The organism is Vibrio owensii CAIM 1854 = LMG 25443 (genome assembly GCF_000817815.1).
In the GTDB taxonomy this organism is placed as follows: domain Bacteria; phylum Pseudomonadota; class Gammaproteobacteria; order Enterobacterales; family Vibrionaceae; genus Vibrio; species Vibrio owensii.
Genome location: NZ_JPRD01000030.1, coordinates 18,768 through 35,825, shown reverse-complemented (window position 1 = coordinate 35,825; position 17,058 = coordinate 18,768). Strand labels below are relative to the sequence as shown.

The window sequence follows — 17,058 nt, the reverse complement described above, 5'->3', positions numbered from 1 at the left end:
TGGGAGTCCATATACAGAATACAGATAACGAGTGATTCTTTTTAAAGGTCCAGATATGTTGAAACTTAACTCCCTGAGTATCAAACAGAAGGTTGTCATCGGTATTACTTTTGCCGTGCTCGCTTCTACCATCATTGTCGGTGTCATGGCACAGCGACACGCACGTGAAGTGCTAAGTCATCGCTTAATCGATATCGAACTACCTGCAATGTTGCAGCAGATTAATACTGAAATTGACCGTGAAGTTGTACAAATGCAGCAAGCGGCAAAGCAACTTGCCACGAACGAATTCGTCATTGAAGCGCTCTCGACGACAGATCGTAACCCAATGGTAGAAGCGCAACTTGTTCAACAGCTTAACAATGTGAAATCCCAATATCAGTTGAACGATGCTTCGGTAGCAAACCGACAAACAGCATATTACTGGAACCAAAACGGTTTCTTACGCCAGCTTAATCGTTCGCAAGATGCGTGGTTCTTTGGTTTTACATCTTCAGGGCAAGACACGTCGGTAAGCGTTTTCCAAGAAGCGAATGGTGACGTGAAAATGTTCACTAACTATCAAGATGTGAATGGCGTATCGATGCCAGGTCTGTCTAAGTCGATGGATGACATGGTGTCGCTACTGAATGGCTTTAAGATTGAGAAAACAGGCTATGTTTTTCTGACCAATAGCAAAGGTGATATCCAGATCCACCGTCAGCAAGGCAAAAACAAAACCTCTATTAGCCAATTGTTTGGACGTGAAGCTTCTCAGCTACTTAACAAAGGTCACTTCAATCTAGTGACAACAGAGTTTGAAGGCCAGGACATGTTCGTGTCTAGCTTGTATGTGCCTTCGATGGATTGGTTTGTTGTTGGTGTTGTACCTGTCGATGAAGTGTTTGCGGATCTTGATGCAACCGCAGAGAAAATGTTGTTCACGACAGCCATCGTGGCGCTGATCTTCATCGCAATGGGCGTTCTTTTAGCAAACAGCATTACTAACCCAATTCGCCAAATTGCAGACCGATTCACTGACCTTGGCGAAGGCGAAGGTGATTTAGCCCAGCGTATTGAAATCAAGGGTAACGATGAAATCGCTCAGCTCTCTAAAGGCTTTAACGGCTTTATTGAGAAGATCCATGCAACCATGAAGGAAGTGTCTCTAACCAGTGGTGCGTTAAGTGAGGCTGCGGATAGTGTATCTAGCAAAGCGACTTCGACTCATGACAACAGCCAAGAACAACGTGACCAAACGATCCAAGTCGTGACAGCAATTAACCAAATGGGTGCGACGATCAGCGAGATTGCTTCAAACGCAGCAACAGCGGCAGATACGGCAAACCAAGCATCTGACAACACGCAGACCGGTCGCCAAGTCGTAACGCAAGCGAAGGAAGTGATTAGTCGTCTTGCTGATGACGTAGAGACGACCAGCATGGTAGTGACGCAACTGGCAACCACAACCAAAGACATTGGCTCTATCTTGGACGTGATTCGTGATATCTCTGAGCAAACTAACTTACTTGCATTGAATGCGGCAATTGAAGCAGCACGCGCAGGTGAGCAAGGGCGAGGCTTTGCAGTGGTAGCGGATGAAGTGCGTAATCTAGCATCTCGTACTGCAGATTCAACGGAAGAGATACAGAAGATGATCAACCAACTTCAAAGTGACGCTCAAGACGCAGTGACCGCAATGGAAGCAGGCAAAGCGGTGACGTTTGAAGGTGTGGCATCAACAGATGAAGCGGTTGACGTTCTGATGAATATCTCTGAGCGTATTGCGGATATTTCAGATAGAAATACCCAAGTTGCAACAGCGACAGAAGAGCAATCGACAGTGGTTCACACTATCAACCAAAACATTGAAGAAATTAACGCTATCAATGAGATGACAACAGCAACAGCAGAAGAACTGGCTGGAGCAAGCCGAGATCTACAAGAGCTGTCATCTCGCCTAGATAAGATGGTTGGTAGCTTCAAGCTGTAGAGTTGGATAGAATAGGGCTAGTTTACAAGTTTAATGACTCGATATTTTAGGTAAGTACTATGAATGATTTCGAAAAAGAACTAGAACTGATCTCACAAGAAGCTGGTGACGAGCCAGAGGTAAAGCTGCCATCTCTTGAAGAACAACAGGAAATCGTAGCAGAGCTTAAAAAGCTAGAGGCTGAAGGAAAGCTGACACCAGAAATCCTTGAGCAATACTTTGGTAAGTTCAATCAGAAAAGTTCGGTGCCAGTGCACTAATAAAGAGGGAGTTTCATACTCCCTTTTTTAATACCCGCCATTTAACTCATGCCTTGCAACTATTTACTAATCAATAAGTTATTAGTTGTTACTACTTTTTTTCATACTTGACAATACTGCCGCTCTAACTAAATCTATTGCTTATTTCAAACAAAATGACTAAGGACTGCAAACGAGATGGCACATAGAAATACAGGGAACGTAATTTTAATTACTGAGGATAGTTTGCAGTCTTCTTTGTTGAAAGATGTCCTTGAAACCAAACTCAACATCAACGTCAGCCTGATTGCCCCTGAAAAGCTCGCCGATTACACCGTTCCAGCCTTACCCGTACCTGCAATTCTATTAGATTACAGTGTGATAACTGATGAAGTGTTCTCCCGTTACATGGAATTTAAAAAGGCAGAGCTAAAAGATTCGATTGAAGTACTTCTAAACTGCGATAAGACCATCTCGACAGAAGAGCTTTTTGTATGGCAAACGCTGGCGGGAATATTCTACACGTCGGATGACATTACTACGTTACAGGTCGGAATTGGCAAAGTATTACAGGGTGACATGTGGTTTAGCCGCAAGTTTTCGCAGCAATATATTACTCATCTACGCAGGCACAGCAGACCAGTTAATAAGAGCGTGTCCGCAATTTTGACTAAGCGTGAACAGCAAATTATCACCTTCCTATCTATGGGGGCTTCGAACCAACAAATCGCAGAACAGCTATTTGTGAGTGAAAATACTGTTAAGACCCATCTCCACAACATTTTTAAGAAGATTGACGTAAAAAATAGAGTGCAAGCATTAATTTGGGCGAAAGAAAATATTTCTGGATTGTCGATAGCGGTATAAAAAGTAAGTGAATTAGGTCGAAGCAAGTTAAATTGCGATGCAGATCTTGTATAAATTATTTGTATGTAAGAAGTGTTTCTTTTATGAGAAACACTTTTTTTGTTTATGAATTTAACGAATTTGCAATTTAAAAAAGTAGCAAATAAATCTACTCTATCGTCTAGCACTTAGATATGAGATTAAGTGCTGATTAATAGTTATTAAATTCAGAGTGTTAAGTTAGTGAAAGTATGAGAAACATTATGGAACAGAATATTGATAGGCCTGAGATCCTAATGATCACTCAACAAAGCCTGCAGAGTGAAAACTTCAAGGAGATGCTTTCTAGAAATACAGAAACCAAAATTACAATTATCGACAGTAAAAACCCAAGCTACCATGAGCTTATTCCAGAACAGTATTTCTTATTGGTAGATTTTTCAGTAGATACACCATCTGATACTTTAGTTTACTTAAAAGATAATGAAAAAGTATTAGGAACAATAATGTTGAATTTAGGACATGAGCTCGATACTGAAGAATTAGCATCATGGCCACATGTTAAAGGTATTTTTGGCCCTAGTGATTCAATGGACAAATTGTGCCAAGGCTTAAAGGCCATTATTGATGGTGATAATTGGTTATCGCGAAGATTGCTGGAACAGCTATTAACTTATTATAAAGGTAAGGAATCAACCTACTCGATTGAGCCAGCAGAAGAAGTCGAATTAACACGACGAGAGGTTCAAGTTCTTCAAATGTTGAAAGATGGTGGTTCTAATATGGAAATAGCAGATTCACTATTTATTAGTGAGCACACCATCAAATCTCACCTTTACAACATATTCCGAAAAATAGAAGTTAAAAACCGAACGCAAGCCACAAGTTGGGCGAAAAGAAACCTGTAGTACTAGATTTAACCTTATGTTTTAAATGCCTTTTATATCTAAAAGTACCAGTTTTTTATGTGCTAATAAAATTGTTAGTTTGAAATATCAATCCATATTCAAACTCGTTCTTATGCTTTTGTTTATTAGACTTTCTCGAGTCTGCTGGAGTTAGTTCAGACACAAAAGGTCTATTCAAATAGAAAGCCAAGAGGGACATAAAATGAGCACAAATGACACTTACTACGGTGATGCGGGTGATAACCATCAGGTCGCTGACTTTGACGGTGGCAATGACGTATTTATCGGTTTTGGCGGCAACGATTCTTTCGTTGGCGGCGGTGGTAACGACTTCGTTGTCGGAGGTGCGGGAAATGACCGTCTAACCGGTGGTGCAGGTGACGACATTCTAATGGCTGGCACAGGTAATGACTATCTCGGCGGTGGTACGGGTAGCGATTTGTTGCTCGGCTTGCTGGGTGACAACAAGCTAAACGGTGGTACTGGTGATGACTTACTGGTTGCGGGTTCTGGCGACAACGTAATGGTTGGTGGCAGTGGCGCAGACAAGTTTATCTTTACCGACAAATTTGGCGGTCATGGTGAAGCGAAAGTCGTTGATTTCACTATTGGTGAAGATTCACTGCATATCATCAGTGATTCTGTTACGTCATATGCTGATCTGAGCTTTACTTATGATGCTAAAGGCAATGCTGTCTTTACTGATGGCGCGGATCTAACGGTCAAATTGATTGGTGTTACGCAAGAGGACATCGACTCTTACGGCAGCGACTTATTCATTATCTAAGTCACCTTTTGGGCGCTAGCGAGTCTAGCGCCTAATGTATAAAAATATGTGGAAATAATCGTGCAACAAACGGTTTTCAAAGAAGTTAGACAAAAACTATGCACGCTCATAGGCTTGCTGGTTGGTTTTAGTTTATTCATAAATTTATTAGTACTTGCTATTCCTCTGTACATGCTCCAAGTGTACAACCGCGTTATCTCTTCCTATTCAATCGATACACTTTTCTTACTGACCGTTATTGTCCTTGCGGCATTACTCACTATGTCTTTGATAGATATAGCTCGTGCGCAAATGAGTAAGTCATTTGGCTATTGGCTGGATGCAAAACTGTCGGCATTTATGCTCAAGCGTAGTATCCAATACCAAACCCATACTGGTAAAAGCTACACATCCCAAGTACTGAGGGATATACAAAACATCAAGAGTTTTTTAAGTAGTCAGGCACCTTATCCTTTGTTGGACGCACCTTGGACGCCTGTTTTTATCCTTTTCGTTTATTTGCTGCATCCTGTTTTAGGTCACATTGCTTTAGGCGGTTCGATTGTTCTGTTTAGCCTTGGAATCATCAATGAATTGGTGACAAGAAAGGTGTTACAAGAGAGTGAAGTTCGCTCAATTTCGCATATCAATCACGCTGAAATCGCTACTCAAAACGCAAACTCGATTGTCGCAATGGGGATGATGAATGCGTTCTTAGAGCGGTGGCACGCGAAAGCAAACGAATCCAACTTGTTAGAGCAGACGGTAGCGGGGAAGTCGATCTATCTCGCTAATTTTTCTAAGTTTGTTCGTGGCTCGTTGCAAATATGCTTGTTAGGGGGAGGCGCATGGTTGGTGATCCAGCATGAGATTACCGCAGGTGCCATGATTGCCAGTTCCATTTTGATGAGCAGAGCGTTATCGCCAATGGAACAAGCCATAGGGACATGGCGCAGCGCGATGTCTGCTAGGAATGCTTATAAGCGGTTGTGGGAAATTGATAGGATCGTTAAACAAGATGAATCGGACATGCCCCTGCCTCGTCCGAAAGGACATTTTGAATTTACGGGTTTAGCTTATCGTCACCCTGGCGCGACAGAGCCTGTTTTATCATCCATCTCTTTATCAATACCTCCCGGTGTCTCCGTGGGTGTCATTGGCCCCTCTGGTACAGGAAAGTCGACCTTTGCAAGACTGCTTCTCGGTAACATCAAACCGCTCGCGGGCAAGGTTACTCTGGATGGGATGGAGGTTTCTTCGTGGGCTTCTGAAGATAGAGGAGCGCACTTTGGTTATCTCGCGCAAGAAGTGGAACTGTTTCCGGGAACGATTAGAGATAATATCGCGCGATTTAAAGATGAAGACCCTGCAAAAGTCATTCAAGCTGCTCAGTTAGCCGGTTGTCACGAGCTTATCCTTAAGAAAAACAAAGGCTATGATTTTGTCATTGGCGAAAATGGACGTGGATTGTCCGGTGGAGAGCGCCAACGTATTGCTCTGGCTCGCGCCGTTTACGACAATCCATCCGTTGTTGTTTTTGATGAAGCCAACGCGAACCTTGATGGGGAGGGTGAAGCATCGTATCAACGTTTGATTGCACACCTTAAGTCGGAAGGGGCCACTGTCATTGTGATCGCTCATAACCCAAGTACGTTGCGCCAGATGGACCGATTACTGTATCTCGCTGAAGGTCGCGTCAAATTGTATGGAGTGAGAGATGAGGTGTTAAAGCGCCTAATGGGAGAAGAAAGAACAGATATACCGAGGGTGCGAAATGAGCAATCAACTGCCAACCGATAACAAACTGACGGCGGAAAGCGTTTTCCGTTTTATGCCAACGGCCGAGCTTAAACTTAAAGGTCCCATTCTACTCGGCGTGTTGACGCTGAGTTTATTCTTGGGCGGATTAGGCTACTGGGCTGCCACCTCAAAACTAGAGAGTGCTGCTATCGCTTACGGTGATTTATCTGTATTGAGTAAGCGCCAAGAGATTCAACATTTGGAAGGTGGCATTATTGAAAAGCTTTACGTTCAAGAAGGTGACTTGGTCGAAAAAGGACAGTTACTTATCCAGCTTTCGAAGCGTCAAGCAAATGCAAAATTAGATTCTCTTGGTGGTCAGTACATTCATACTCTAGCCAAAGAAAATCGATTGAATGCCGAACTCGATGAATTGCCTGAGATTAATTGGGCGCAAGATATTGAGACGATTAAAAACGCAGAGATTGTTGCTGAGGCGAAATCAGTACAACGTAAGATCTTTGAGGCGAGAAAGCGCTTTTTCGACAGCAAACTAAACATCATTGCGCAGAGCATCTCAGGCGCGAATCTGGAATTGGATAACCTCAATGCAACGAAAGTAATCGAACGTGAGCGTTTGAAATTCATTGAGGAAGAAATTGCCAGTAATCAGGCGTTAGTACAAAAAGGCTTTTCAGGAAAGTCTGCGCTACTTCAGCTTAAACGTCTTGCCGCAGAAGTTCGCAGCACACTCAGCCAATTGGATCGTCAATCTTTGACCGTGGCCAAGCGATTAGATGAAAACCAAGCAAAAATAGAAGAATTGAAGCTAGAGCGACTCAATGAAATTGTCGAAGAGTTACGTAACACTAAGACAGAGCTTGTTTCGATCAAAGAGGAGTACGGCTCTGCAAAAGATGTCGTTGCAAGAACAGCGATTGTCGCTCCAATCTCCGGCAGAGTCGTGAACATGCAAGTGTTTACTGAAAAGGGGGTGATTGGCTCGGGGGAAACCTTGCTTGAGCTCGTTCCTCAAGATGACAAGCTGCTGGTGGAGGCTCGTGTGAGTCCACAAGACATCGATTTGATTACGCCAGGTCAGCATGCTCAAGTTCGTTTAACGGCTTTGAATGCAAGAACGCTAGCACCTCTCGATGGCACCGTATTAACTATCTCCGCGGATAAGCTCTCAGAGCAAAACCAAGATGACTTTTATCTTGCCCGTATTGCTTTGGCTCAAGAGGACGTTGCCAAGCATCGACTGACTTCTGGTATGAACGCTGAAGTGTTGATTCTATCAGAGCCAAGAACACCGCTGAGTTACCTTGTTAAACCATTAACCGAGAGTATGAATCGCGCATTCCGAGAAGACTAACGGATAACTTCTGTTTGAAATCTCGTCATTGAACGCACGTAAATAACGTAAATAAATGATCCATTAACGAGGTCACATTTTGTGAGATTGGGATGTGTTTTGATGCGCTTTTATTTTGTGTGAGATGACGTGAACAATGAGAACAGAAAAAGAAAAAATGTTGGCTGGTGAGCCATACAATGCATGGGATAAAGAACTTTACCAAGCACGTATTGAATGCAGAAAAGTACTGCAGAAAATTAACAACAGCATTCCAGATACTGAGGAATGGCGCAGTGCAATTGACGAGCTTATTCCAGACTCTGAAGGGGCGTATTTAGAACCGCCTTTCCGATGCGATTATGGCTCAAACATCAAACTAGGAAAGAACTTCTACGCGAACTTTAATTGCGTGGTGCTGGACGTGGCGGAAGTGCATATTGGAGATAATGTTCTATTCGCTCCTAATGTACAGATTTACACTGCAGGTCACCCTTTGGATGTCAAAGGCCGTGTAGAAGAGGGCGTTGAGTTTGGCACGCCGATTACTATTGGTGACAACGTATGGTTAGGCGGCGGCGTGATTGTTTGCCCTGGTGTGACTATCGGCGAAAACTCGGTGATTGGTGCGGGCAGTGTTGTTACGAAAGATGTGCCACCAAACGTTGTTGCTGCAGGAAATCCATGTAAAGTGATTCGTCCAATCGAACAAAAATAATCGAATTGGTTACGTACTTCAGGACGGGACAGCGAATTAAAATTAAGAAGCCGACATTCAGTCGGCTTTTTATGCATTTTAAAGATGCGTTAAAGCATGCTGGAGTGGACTTGTTGCCCTTGCTCTGTCAATGAGTAAATTCGCCCATCTTCTTTAATAACCAATCCGCTGTTGACCAGTTGTTTTAGGTGGAAGTTGAATTTGGTGTGGTCTTCAATACCAACCACACGGCAGAGATCCATGAACTTCATTTTTCGATGGATCTTGAGCTGTTTGATGACCGAGCGACGAATAGGGTTGGAGAGCGCACTAAAAATCTGGTCATGCTTTCTTTCATCAAGCGGTGACTTTGGCGACCGCTCTGCGTGAACACGCTTTAACGTGACAGACAATGCAGCAAGGTTGAACGGCTTAGTAAGAAATTCATCAGCACCCTTCTTCATCGCATCGACAGCGACATCAACAGTGGCAAAAGCGGTGGTAATGATGATGCCAATGTTTGGATGTAGGCGTCTTAGAGCTGAAAGGGCTTCAATCCCTGTCATTCCTGTCATCACGACATCAAACAAAGCTAAGTCAAAATGTTGCTCGCTTGCAATATCTAGTGCGTCTTCAGCGTTATCACACGCAACCACTTCAAATGATTCCAAGGTTAATGCCTCAATGAGGACCTCTCGCAATTCAACATCGTCTTCTGCAAGTAAGAGTTTTAGTGTCATTCAATATTCCTTGGTAAGCGGATTTCAACTGTTAAGCCAGTAATGTGGTCACTCTTCTTCGAGTTCCTCAAGTTTAGCTCGCCACCGTGTTGTAAGATAATTTGATTACTGATTGCCAATCCCATACCTGTGCCTTCACCCCTTGGTTTGGTGGTGTAGAAAGGTGTTTTCGCTTTAGCAATTTTGTCCAGTGGCATCCCAGTTCCCCAGTCGGAAATGGAGAGAATCGCCACCAGTTTGTCTTGATACGTTTCTATGTAGAGTTGTTTGTGTTCTTGGCTAGCATCAATCGCATTGCCGATGATATTGGTCACCACTTCTTCAAGTTGGCCTGCATCGCCTAAGACATTGAGCGTGTCATTAAGGGAAGTACTTACAATGAAGCCCTCTAAGCGGTATTGGTTTAAGGAAAGTGCTTGGTCCACGATCTTTTTCAAAGAAACCACCTCGCGTTGAATTGGCTTATGGTGAGCGTAATTCAGCACTTCATGACTGATCTCTGCAGCACGTTCTAAACCGTGACGGATGCGGGCTAGGTGTCTATGACTGGCCTCGTTGTCTGGTAAATGTTTCTCCAATAAATCACAACTCATTGTTGCGCTGGAAAGCGGTGTTTTGATCTCATGGGCGACCGCGGAAGTCAGTTCACCAAGTTCTTTAAGTTTGGCATCTTGTTGAGAGAGTTGGATGTTACTTTCAAGTTGTTTGCTTTTTTCATCATCAAACACGCGCAGTGCGATCCATAAGGTGCATAAAATACAAATGGCACAAACCATTCTGACGCCCAGCACCCAAAGCCCTAAATCGGAGGTCAGTACACCTGCTGCAATGCCATAAGCGATCAAAGCAAGACCGGTTAACTTAAATGGGAGTGATGCGCCATGACCTTCTTTTTCTAGGATGTTCGCATAGCTCATCATTGCTAACCCAGAGATTGCGCCAGCGCCCAAGCCGAAGATCCATCGGACTTGGTTTGCGGTGTTGTGAATGTAAATTGCGTACTCGTTACTTCCGAACCGAACGATTAAGCTGATAACAAACAAGGTAAGAACAGTGAGTGCACCATATTTGATGGCTTTAATGTACTTCCAGTCAGTGAGATCCAGCATCTTCCATGCAAAAGCACCAAGCGCAATAAATGAGAACCAGAGCTTGAATACCTTAAAAGTTTCTATTCCCTTGGTGAGCGTGAACTCATGCTCATACATGACCAAGTAAAGTTCTGACCATTCGTGGAAACCGTGAATGAACCCAAATAACGCAAGAATAGGTAAAGCAGAAGCGATAGCGATCCGGCTTTTGCGTAAGTCTCGAAAAAGAATGGCAAAAAAGATGGCGAAGAAAGCTAAGCCATAGAAGAGGTAGATCTTAAAGATGAGTAACATGTCCATGGTTTGAGTCTAAATGACTCCGTACCCTTCATCAATATTTAATATTTGCAATCTTATTATGGTGCATTGTATACATATCCTTTTACATCTTCACTTACTTTATAAAAGTTGCGTGAAGTTTTCTTATCATAATTAATTCTTCAGAGATAATTGTTATTCACATGGTGCGCTTTAGTTTCGATGTTTAATAAAACTGTCATATTGAATTTCTAATCTGCACCCGTCGATTGGTGAGCACCGATTGATTGTTGGATTTATTTCAATACCTAGTTTTACTTGAACACTAAAACTAATCTGGGCTAATTAAATGTTGCTTTTTATTAGCCCAACTTAATCGCTAAATTATATCGGAGATATATTGTGAAATTCATGAAATCAGCTCTAGTGTCTTCAGTTCTGGTTGCAGCATCATTCGGCGTTGCTGCCAAAACAACGATCAATGGCGCTGGTGCGACATTCCCTCATCCAATTTATGCGAAGTGGGCTGAGCAGTACCAAAAGGAAACGGGCGTTCAGATTAACTATCAAGCGATTGGTTCTGGCGGCGGTATCCGTCAGATCACAGCAAACACAGTAGACTTTGGTGCGACAGATGCGCCGTTGACTATTGAAGAGTTGAACAAAGAGGGCATGATTCAGTTCCCTATGGTGATGGGGGCAATTGTTCCTGTAGTAAACATCCCAGGCATCGATGCTGGTGAAGTTAAGCTAACAGGTGAAGTGCTTGCTGACATCTACCTAGGCAACATCAAGAACTGGAATGATCCGGCGATTGCAGCGCTAAACGAAGGCGTGGAGTTACCAAATCAACCTATCTACGTAGTGCACCGTTCGGACGGTTCTGGTACGACTTACAACTTTACGGATTACCTAGACCGCGTAAGCCCTGAATGGCACGAATCTATTGGCGTTGGTAAAGACATCACATGGCCAAAGAAAGCAACAACCATTGGCGGTAACGGTAATGCAGGTGTAGCAAACTTTGTAAACCGTACTCGCGGTGCGATCGGTTATGTGGAATACGCATTTGCTAAGCAAAACGACCTTGCTTACACCCAAATGCAGTCTAAAGAAGGCAAGTTCCTAAACCCAAGTATGGACACTTTCCAATCAGCTGCAGCTAACGCTGATTGGGAAAATGCACCAGGTTATCACCTTCTACTAAACGACCAGCCAGGTGCTGATTCTTGGCCAATGACGGCTGCTACGTTCATCCTTATGCACACAGACCAATCGGATGCGAACAAAGCAAAAGAAATCGTGAAGTTCTTTGAGTGGAGCTATGAGCAAGGTGAGCTTGCGGAAGAGTTAGATTACATCCCAATGCCAAGCAAGGTAGTTAACATGGTTAACGAAACTTGGAAAAATGGTTTGAAATCAGACGGCCAAGCGATTATTCAATAATTCATTAAGTTGTCTGGGGAATATGTTCTCCAGACAACTGAATAAAATATTATGACTACATTAGCTATTAAAAATAAAGTAAATGGTGATTCGGTTTTTAATAAATTGAGTTTCGCGAGTGCTTTATTAATCTTTGTGACTCTAATTGGTATTTTATTATCACTAATTGAAGGTGGGTGGCCTGCTTTTAAAGAATTTGGCCCTGGCTTTGTATTTAGAGATATTTGGGACCCTATTAATGGTCAATTTGGTGCTGCCTCTGCAATTTACGGCACACTTGTTACTTCTTTTATCGCTATTGTTATTGCTGCACCTATCGCATTAGGTACGGCAGTGTTCCTCGCTGAACTAGCACCTAAATGGCTAAGTCAGCCAGTGAGTAAAGCCATTGAGCTACTCGCTGCCGTACCAAGCATTATCTATGGTATGTGGGGATTGTTTGTCTTTGTTCCTTGGTTCTCTGAAGGGTTCCATATGTGGGCAGGCATGCATTTAGTTGATATTCCTTTGATCGGTAGCTGGTTTAATGGGCCACCGATTGGTATCGGTTTGTTAGCGGCGGGCATTATCCTTTCATTTATGATTCTGCCAATCATGACGTCATTGACGCGTGACGCACTTAAATCGGTTCCTGATGTACTTCGTGAAGCGGCGTATGGAACAGGTGCGACACCATTTGAGGTGATCACCAAAGTTCTTATCCCAAAAGTGAAAAATGCAACGGTGAGTGCTGGCATCCTTGGCCTAGGGCGAGCACTTGGTGAAACAATGGCGGTGGCTTTTGTTATCGGTGGTGCGAGTCGTATTGAGTTCTCATTCTTTATGCCAGCGAGCTCAATTTCATCGACGATTGCTCAGCAGTTTAATGAAGCGACAGACCCAATTCATATCGCTTCGCTTATTGGGCTTGGCGTTGTGCTCTTTATTATCACTTTCTTCGTGATGGGCTTTGCTCGACGTTTACTAAGGAAGTCATCATGAATACTAGAAAATTAAAGAACTTTAGTTTCTTAGCGTTTTGTTCTTTGTCAGCTGCATTCGGTGTCTTTGTACTCGCCAGTATTTTGTACACGCTTGTTGGTGAAGGCGTGAAGGGCTTGAGTTTGGCTATCTTCACTGAACTGACTCCAGGTCCTGGCAGCCAAGGTGGTTTGAAAAACGCTCTAATTGGTAGTTTGATGCTGACTGGTTTAGGCATTTTAATCGCAGCGCCGATTGGTGTTCTGGCTGGTACTTGGCTTGCTGAGGCAGGTAAAGACAACAAGATTGCTGAGTCTTTGCGCTTCCTTAACGGCATGCTAATGAGCGCACCATCGATTCTCGTCGGTCTGTTTGTTTACGCTTTGATTGTGGTTCCAACTGGTGGTTACTCGGGTTGGGCGGGGGCAATTGCACTCGCGGTCCTTGCATTGCCAGTGATTGTGGCATCAACCGAAGAGATGCTTCGTCTTGTTCCACCAACATTGAAAGAAGCGGGCAGTGGCGTAGGCGCACCCAAATGGCGCGTGATTACCCAGCTAAGCTACCGAGCTGCAGCGCCGGGTATTATTACAGCGATTCTATTGTCTATCGCACGTATCTCAGGCGAAACGGCACCCTTGTTGTTTACCGCGCTAAACAGCAGTTTTATGACCACGGACATGAGCAAACCGATGGCAAACTTGCCAGTAACGATTTACCAGTTTGCGATGAGTCCATACACATCGTGGCAGGAGCTAGCATGGGCTGGCGCACTGATTATCACGACCTTTATTTTGATTGTTAACGTACTGGCGACCTCGTTGCCGCAGCTATTTAAAGCGAGAAGAGCATGAACACGGCAACTTTAAACCCAGTCACTACAAACAACATGAACGGACCTACTATGAGCACTTTGGTAGACAGCATTAATACCAACGATGTGACAGCAAATCTGACTCATCGTATGGATATTCAAAACTTAAATTTTTACTACAACAAAGGCGCAGATGCAGCACTGAAATCGGTATCCATGCCGATTTACAAAAACCGTGTGACGGCACTTATTGGCCCTTCGGGTTGTGGTAAATCCACGCTTCTTCGTACCTTAAACCGAATTTACGATTTGTACGGTCATCAGTACGCGGAAGGTGAGATCTTGTTGGATGGCGAAAGCATCTTTAACAACACCGATGTTAATGAGTTGCGTTCTAAAGTCGGAATGGTTTTCCAAAAGCCGACGCCATTCCCAATGTCGATTTACGAGAACATGGCGTTTGGTCTTAAAATCCAAGGTACGTTTAGCAAAGCAGAAATCAAAGATCGTGTTGAGTCTGCATTAAAACGCGCGCACTTGTGGGAAGAGGTGAAAGACAAACTGGATGCCGATGCAAATGGCCTATCTGGTGGTCAGCAGCAGCGTTTATGTATCGCACGTACGATCGCTCTAGAGCCTGAAGTAATCTTGATGGATGAACCGACTTCTGCGCTTGACCCAATTGCGACTGCAGCGATTGAAACCTTGATTACTGAACTGCGCGAAAAATACACCATTGTTATCGTTACGCATAACATGCAGCAAGCGATGCGCATCTCTGATTACACCGGTTTTATGTACCTCGGTAAGTTAGAAGAATATGGCACGACCGATAAAATTTTCCACCGCCCAGATAATGATCGTACTAAGCGATACATCTCTGGTGATTTTGGATAACGAATAACAACAATAGCGGCTGTTGACTCAGCACCCTTTAGGCACGATTTTGCGAGAATCGTGCCTATTTTTTTATGCGTTTGGGCTCTAGAATTGAGGACATTAAAAACAATTAAGAACTCTGTATGTATAAAGATAAAGTGGTCGTGATTACTGGCGGTAGCCAAGGTATTGGTCAACACCTTGCTCTTGCCTACCTTGAGCAACAAGCAAAAGTTATCGTGCTAGACATTGCACCCAATAAGAATCCAGATATGGATTTTCACCTCGTTGATTTAGGGCGATCAGAGCAGATTGAACAAGCTTTTGATGAGATCCAAAGAAAGTACGGCAAAGTCGATGTTCTCATCAACAATGGTGCGATCGCCAACTTTAACAAAACCATTCAACAGCTGACTTTTGAAGAGTTTTCACGTGTGATTGACGTTAACCTAGTTGGTAAGTTATAAGAGGGCGATATGAAAACGACGATTCGTTTGTTAAGCGGCATGATCGCAGGGGCAATATTGGCAGGGTGTTCGGCGGATGCGTATGTAAGCCAAGAGAACCGAGAAAAGTTTGCCGATGTCAATGTCTCCAAGTTTCTGATCAGTGAATGTTTAGCGCCGCAACGCGAAATCCATATTGCGGTTGCCGAGCACTTCGACTTCGATAAATCCATCATTCGCGAAGCCGATGCGGCAAGCCTAGATGCGTTTATCCGTGATATTCAAGGCTTGAGTGGGCGCATTACGATTGTTGGTCACACCGATTTTAAAGGCTCTGACGAATATAACGAGAAGCTGTCTATGCGCCGTGCTGAATCGGTAGAAGCGTACCTCCAGCAACAACTCGACCCAGCGCAATACGATTGGGAAGTAAAGCACTTTGGTGAGTCGCAGCCGCTAGCGTTGGGTAAATCGGATCAAGCTCGTGCCGAAAACCGTCGTGCTTACGTGATGTTTGAAGAGGCGAAGAAGTACGAAGAGATGCCTTTCTGTGAGCCGCCAAAACCAGAACGTAAGATCTACATGGCGATGACGCCACACTTTGATTTCGATAAGTCGGAATTAAAACCGGAAGACCTTTCACAATTAGATGATTTCATCGCAAAACTGCAAGGTTTAGAAGGTAGCATTATGGTGGCTGGTCATACCGACCAAGTGGGTTCGCTCTCTTATAATGAACAATTGGCGGAGCGAAGAGCGCAAACCGTGGTGGCGTATCTCAAGACGAAACTCGAACCATCGCAGTTTGTGTGGGAAGTAAAAGCCTTTGGTGAGCTTCAACCTGTGATCAACGAAGAATCTCCAGAAGCCAATGCTTTAAACCGCCGTGCGTTTATCGTATTTAAAGAGAGCGAACTGGGGCAACCGACTGAATAATTTGGTAAGGTTGTCCTCTCGCAAGCTAGCTATCTGTTTTCTGAGCGATATTTAGCATGAAAGGTCAACCTATCTAAACCAAACAGGGAGTCGGGTAATGGAGAAAGTGCAGTTAGTCGTCGATTTTCTTCTCACTCACAAGATTTTATTTTCCGCGTTAATCCTGCTGTTTATCATTGTTCTACGTCGTTTGATTTTGTCTCGAATTCGTGGCGACGATGCCTTCATTACGGAAGAACAACGCAGTTGGATGTCGAGAACCAAAAACGGCACATTTGCTCTCACTCTGATTCTGTTGTTCATCTTATGGCAATCAGAAATCAGCGAGTTCGCCCTAAGCGTTACGGCGATTGCAGTGGCGATTGTGGTCGCATCCAAAGAGATTATTCTTTGTTTTACCGGTTCGATTCAACGAGCCAGTTCGCGTTCATTCCGCATTGGTGACTGGATTGAAGTCGGCAAGCTGTGTGGTGAGGTTATTGAGCACAACATGATGGCGACAGTGATTCAAGAAATCGATCTGCATCATGGGCAATACCACTTCACGGGGAAAACCGCGACGTTGCCTAACAGTATGTTTTTCACCTACCCAGTGAAGAACCTCAACTTCATGAAGCGTTACGTCTACCATGACTTTTCTGTCGTGGTGAAAGACTTCGTCAATCTCTACCCACTTTTGCCGTTACTGACCGATAAGATTGATGAACATTGCAGTTACTTTGCCGATGTGGCTCACCGTTACAACGCGATGATCGAGAAACACGCTGGTGTCGATCTACCGGGTGCTGAGCCGCACATTCATATCTCAAGTAACATCAACGGCGAGCAAATCCTGCACATCATGATTTTCTGCCCGACTGACAAGGCAAATCATTTAGAGCATCTGATTCGTAAAGACTTTATGGAGCTCTATGAGCAGCGATTTCCAATGAATACTGAGCATTAAGTTCTCGCTCAATAATCATC

Annotated in this window: 17 protein-coding genes; 15 read left to right on the top strand and 2 right to left on the bottom strand. The window is 43.9% G+C overall.

Annotated features, from left to right (window positions below; all coding sequences use genetic code 11):
* Nucleotides 1-55: 55 nt before the first annotated feature.
* The 8 genes from H735_RS17620 to H735_RS17585 all read left to right on the top strand — a co-directional run bounded on the left by H735_RS17620 (nucleotide 56) and on the right by H735_RS17585 (nucleotide 8,543).
* Nucleotides 56-1,972: a methyl-accepting chemotaxis protein gene (locus H735_RS17620; protein ID WP_020197139.1), complete on the top strand. Its 1,917-nt coding sequence runs from the start codon at nucleotides 56-58 to the stop codon at nucleotides 1,970-1,972.
* 59 nt (nucleotides 1,973-2,031) lie between these two features.
* Entirely contained in the window at nucleotides 2,032-2,232 is a 201-nt protein-coding gene (locus H735_RS17615) for a restriction endonuclease subunit S domain-containing protein (protein ID WP_009704926.1), read from the top strand.
* Between the two features lie 177 nt (nucleotides 2,233-2,409).
* Complete coding sequence (locus H735_RS17610; protein ID WP_020197140.1) at nucleotides 2,410-3,078, top strand: LuxR C-terminal-related transcriptional regulator; 669 nt, start codon at nucleotides 2,410-2,412, stop codon at nucleotides 3,076-3,078.
* Nucleotides 3,079-3,308: 230 nt separating this feature from the next.
* Nucleotides 3,309-3,965: a LuxR C-terminal-related transcriptional regulator gene (locus tag H735_RS17605; protein ID WP_005441041.1), complete on the top strand. Its 657-nt coding sequence runs from the start codon at nucleotides 3,309-3,311 to the stop codon at nucleotides 3,963-3,965.
* Between the two features lie 202 nt (nucleotides 3,966-4,167).
* Complete coding sequence (locus H735_RS17600) at nucleotides 4,168-4,752, top strand: calcium-binding protein (protein WP_005441040.1); 585 nt, start codon at nucleotides 4,168-4,170, stop codon at nucleotides 4,750-4,752.
* Between the two features lie 60 nt (nucleotides 4,753-4,812).
* Nucleotides 4,813-6,531: a type I secretion system permease/ATPase gene (locus tag H735_RS17595; RefSeq protein WP_020197142.1), complete on the top strand. Its 1,719-nt coding sequence runs from the start codon at nucleotides 4,813-4,815 to the stop codon at nucleotides 6,529-6,531.
* Entirely contained in the window at nucleotides 6,506-7,846 is a 1,341-nt protein-coding gene (locus tag H735_RS17590) for an HlyD family type I secretion periplasmic adaptor subunit (protein WP_020197143.1), read from the top strand. Before H735_RS17595 ends, H735_RS17590 begins: the two co-directional genes overlap by 26 nt.
* 136 nt (nucleotides 7,847-7,982) lie before the next feature.
* Nucleotides 7,983-8,543 (top strand): sugar O-acetyltransferase, encoded by a 561-nt coding sequence (locus tag H735_RS17585; protein WP_020197144.1) that lies wholly within the window; start codon nucleotides 7,983-7,985, stop codon nucleotides 8,541-8,543.
* An 89-nt stretch (nucleotides 8,544-8,632) separates the two neighbouring features.
* On the opposite strand, the gene H735_RS17580 is transcribed toward H735_RS17585, so the two are convergent.
* Both H735_RS17580 and H735_RS17575 read right to left on the bottom strand, forming a co-directional pair.
* Nucleotides 8,633-9,262, bottom strand: a complete 630-nt coding sequence (locus H735_RS17580; RefSeq protein WP_005441035.1) for a response regulator — start codon at nucleotides 9,260-9,262, stop codon at nucleotides 8,633-8,635.
* Entirely contained in the window at nucleotides 9,259-10,653 is a 1,395-nt protein-coding gene (locus H735_RS17575; protein ID WP_020197145.1) for a sensor histidine kinase, read from the bottom strand. Before H735_RS17575 ends, H735_RS17580 begins: the two co-directional genes overlap by 4 nt.
* Nucleotides 10,654-11,022: 369 nt before the next feature.
* Here H735_RS17575 and pstS point away from each other — a divergent pair, with 369 nt between their 5' ends.
* From pstS to H735_RS17540, 7 genes are all read left to right on the top strand, one after another.
* A complete protein-coding gene (gene pstS, locus H735_RS17570; protein ID WP_042980213.1) occupies nucleotides 11,023-12,057 on the top strand; it encodes a phosphate ABC transporter substrate-binding protein PstS in 1,035 nt (344 codons plus the stop codon).
* Between the two features lie 51 nt (nucleotides 12,058-12,108).
* The gene (gene pstC / locus H735_RS17565) at nucleotides 12,109-13,038 is read left to right on the top strand and encodes a phosphate ABC transporter permease subunit PstC (RefSeq protein WP_020197147.1); all 930 of its coding nucleotides are present in this window, start codon (nucleotides 12,109-12,111) and stop codon (nucleotides 13,036-13,038) included.
* Nucleotides 13,035-13,871: a phosphate ABC transporter permease PstA gene (gene pstA, locus H735_RS17560; protein WP_020197148.1), complete on the top strand. Its 837-nt coding sequence runs from the start codon at nucleotides 13,035-13,037 to the stop codon at nucleotides 13,869-13,871. The genes pstC and pstA overlap by 4 nt, the downstream gene beginning before the upstream one ends.
* The gene (pstB, locus tag H735_RS17555) at nucleotides 13,868-14,728 is read left to right on the top strand and encodes a phosphate ABC transporter ATP-binding protein PstB (RefSeq protein ID WP_020197149.1); all 861 of its coding nucleotides are present in this window, start codon (nucleotides 13,868-13,870) and stop codon (nucleotides 14,726-14,728) included. The genes pstA and pstB overlap by 4 nt, the downstream gene beginning before the upstream one ends.
* Before the next feature lie 125 nt (nucleotides 14,729-14,853).
* On the top strand, nucleotides 14,854-15,177 hold the full coding sequence (locus H735_RS17550; protein ID WP_020197150.1) for an SDR family NAD(P)-dependent oxidoreductase: 324 nt from the start codon (nucleotides 14,854-14,856) through the stop codon (nucleotides 15,175-15,177).
* Nucleotides 15,178-15,186: 9 nt separating this feature from the next.
* Entirely contained in the window at nucleotides 15,187-16,092 is a 906-nt protein-coding gene (locus H735_RS17545; protein WP_009704907.1) for an OmpA family protein, read from the top strand.
* A 97-nt stretch (nucleotides 16,093-16,189) separates the two neighbouring features.
* Nucleotides 16,190-17,038: a mechanosensitive ion channel family protein gene (locus tag H735_RS17540; protein WP_005441240.1), complete on the top strand. Its 849-nt coding sequence runs from the start codon at nucleotides 16,190-16,192 to the stop codon at nucleotides 17,036-17,038.
* The last annotated feature ends 20 nt before the right edge of the window (nucleotides 17,039-17,058 follow it).

Bases quoted from the DNA above. Each gene is read 5' to 3' on its own strand.
- H735_RS17615 (WP_009704926.1), top strand. From the start codon at position 2,032: ATGAATGATTTCGAAAAAGAACTAGAACTGATCTCACAAGAAGCTGGT.
- pstS (WP_042980213.1), top strand. From the start codon at position 11,023: ATGAAATCAGCTCTAGTGTCTTCAGTTCTGGTTGCAGCATCATTCGGC.
- pstA (WP_020197148.1), top strand. From the start codon at position 13,035: ATGAATACTAGAAAATTAAAGAACTTTAGTTTCTTAGCGTTTTGTTCT.
- H735_RS17610 (WP_020197140.1), top strand. From the start codon at position 2,410: ATGGCACATAGAAATACAGGGAACGTAATTTTAATTACTGAGGATAGT.
- H735_RS17620 (WP_020197139.1), top strand. From the start codon at position 56: ATGTTGAAACTTAACTCCCTGAGTATCAAACAGAAGGTTGTCATCGGT.
- H735_RS17600 (WP_005441040.1), top strand. From the start codon at position 4,168: ATGAGCACAAATGACACTTACTACGGTGATGCGGGTGATAACCATCAG.
- H735_RS17585 (WP_020197144.1), top strand. From the start codon at position 7,983: ATGAGAACAGAAAAAGAAAAAATGTTGGCTGGTGAGCCATACAATGCA.
- H735_RS17580 (WP_005441035.1), bottom strand. From the start codon at position 9,262: ATGACACTAAAACTCTTACTTGCAGAAGACGATGTTGAATTGCGAGAG.
- H735_RS17540 (WP_005441240.1), top strand. From the start codon at position 16,190: ATGGAGAAAGTGCAGTTAGTCGTCGATTTTCTTCTCACTCACAAGATT.
- H735_RS17590 (WP_020197143.1), top strand. From the start codon at position 6,506: ATGAGCAATCAACTGCCAACCGATAACAAACTGACGGCGGAAAGCGTT.
- pstB (WP_020197149.1), top strand. From the start codon at position 13,868: ATGAACACGGCAACTTTAAACCCAGTCACTACAAACAACATGAACGGA.
- pstC (WP_020197147.1), top strand. From the start codon at position 12,109: ATGACTACATTAGCTATTAAAAATAAAGTAAATGGTGATTCGGTTTTT.
- H735_RS17575 (WP_020197145.1), bottom strand. From the start codon at position 10,653: ATGGACATGTTACTCATCTTTAAGATCTACCTCTTCTATGGCTTAGCT.
- H735_RS17545 (WP_009704907.1), top strand. From the start codon at position 15,187: ATGAAAACGACGATTCGTTTGTTAAGCGGCATGATCGCAGGGGCAATA.
- H735_RS17605 (WP_005441041.1), top strand. From the start codon at position 3,309: ATGAGAAACATTATGGAACAGAATATTGATAGGCCTGAGATCCTAATG.
- H735_RS17550 (WP_020197150.1), top strand. From the start codon at position 14,854: ATGTATAAAGATAAAGTGGTCGTGATTACTGGCGGTAGCCAAGGTATT.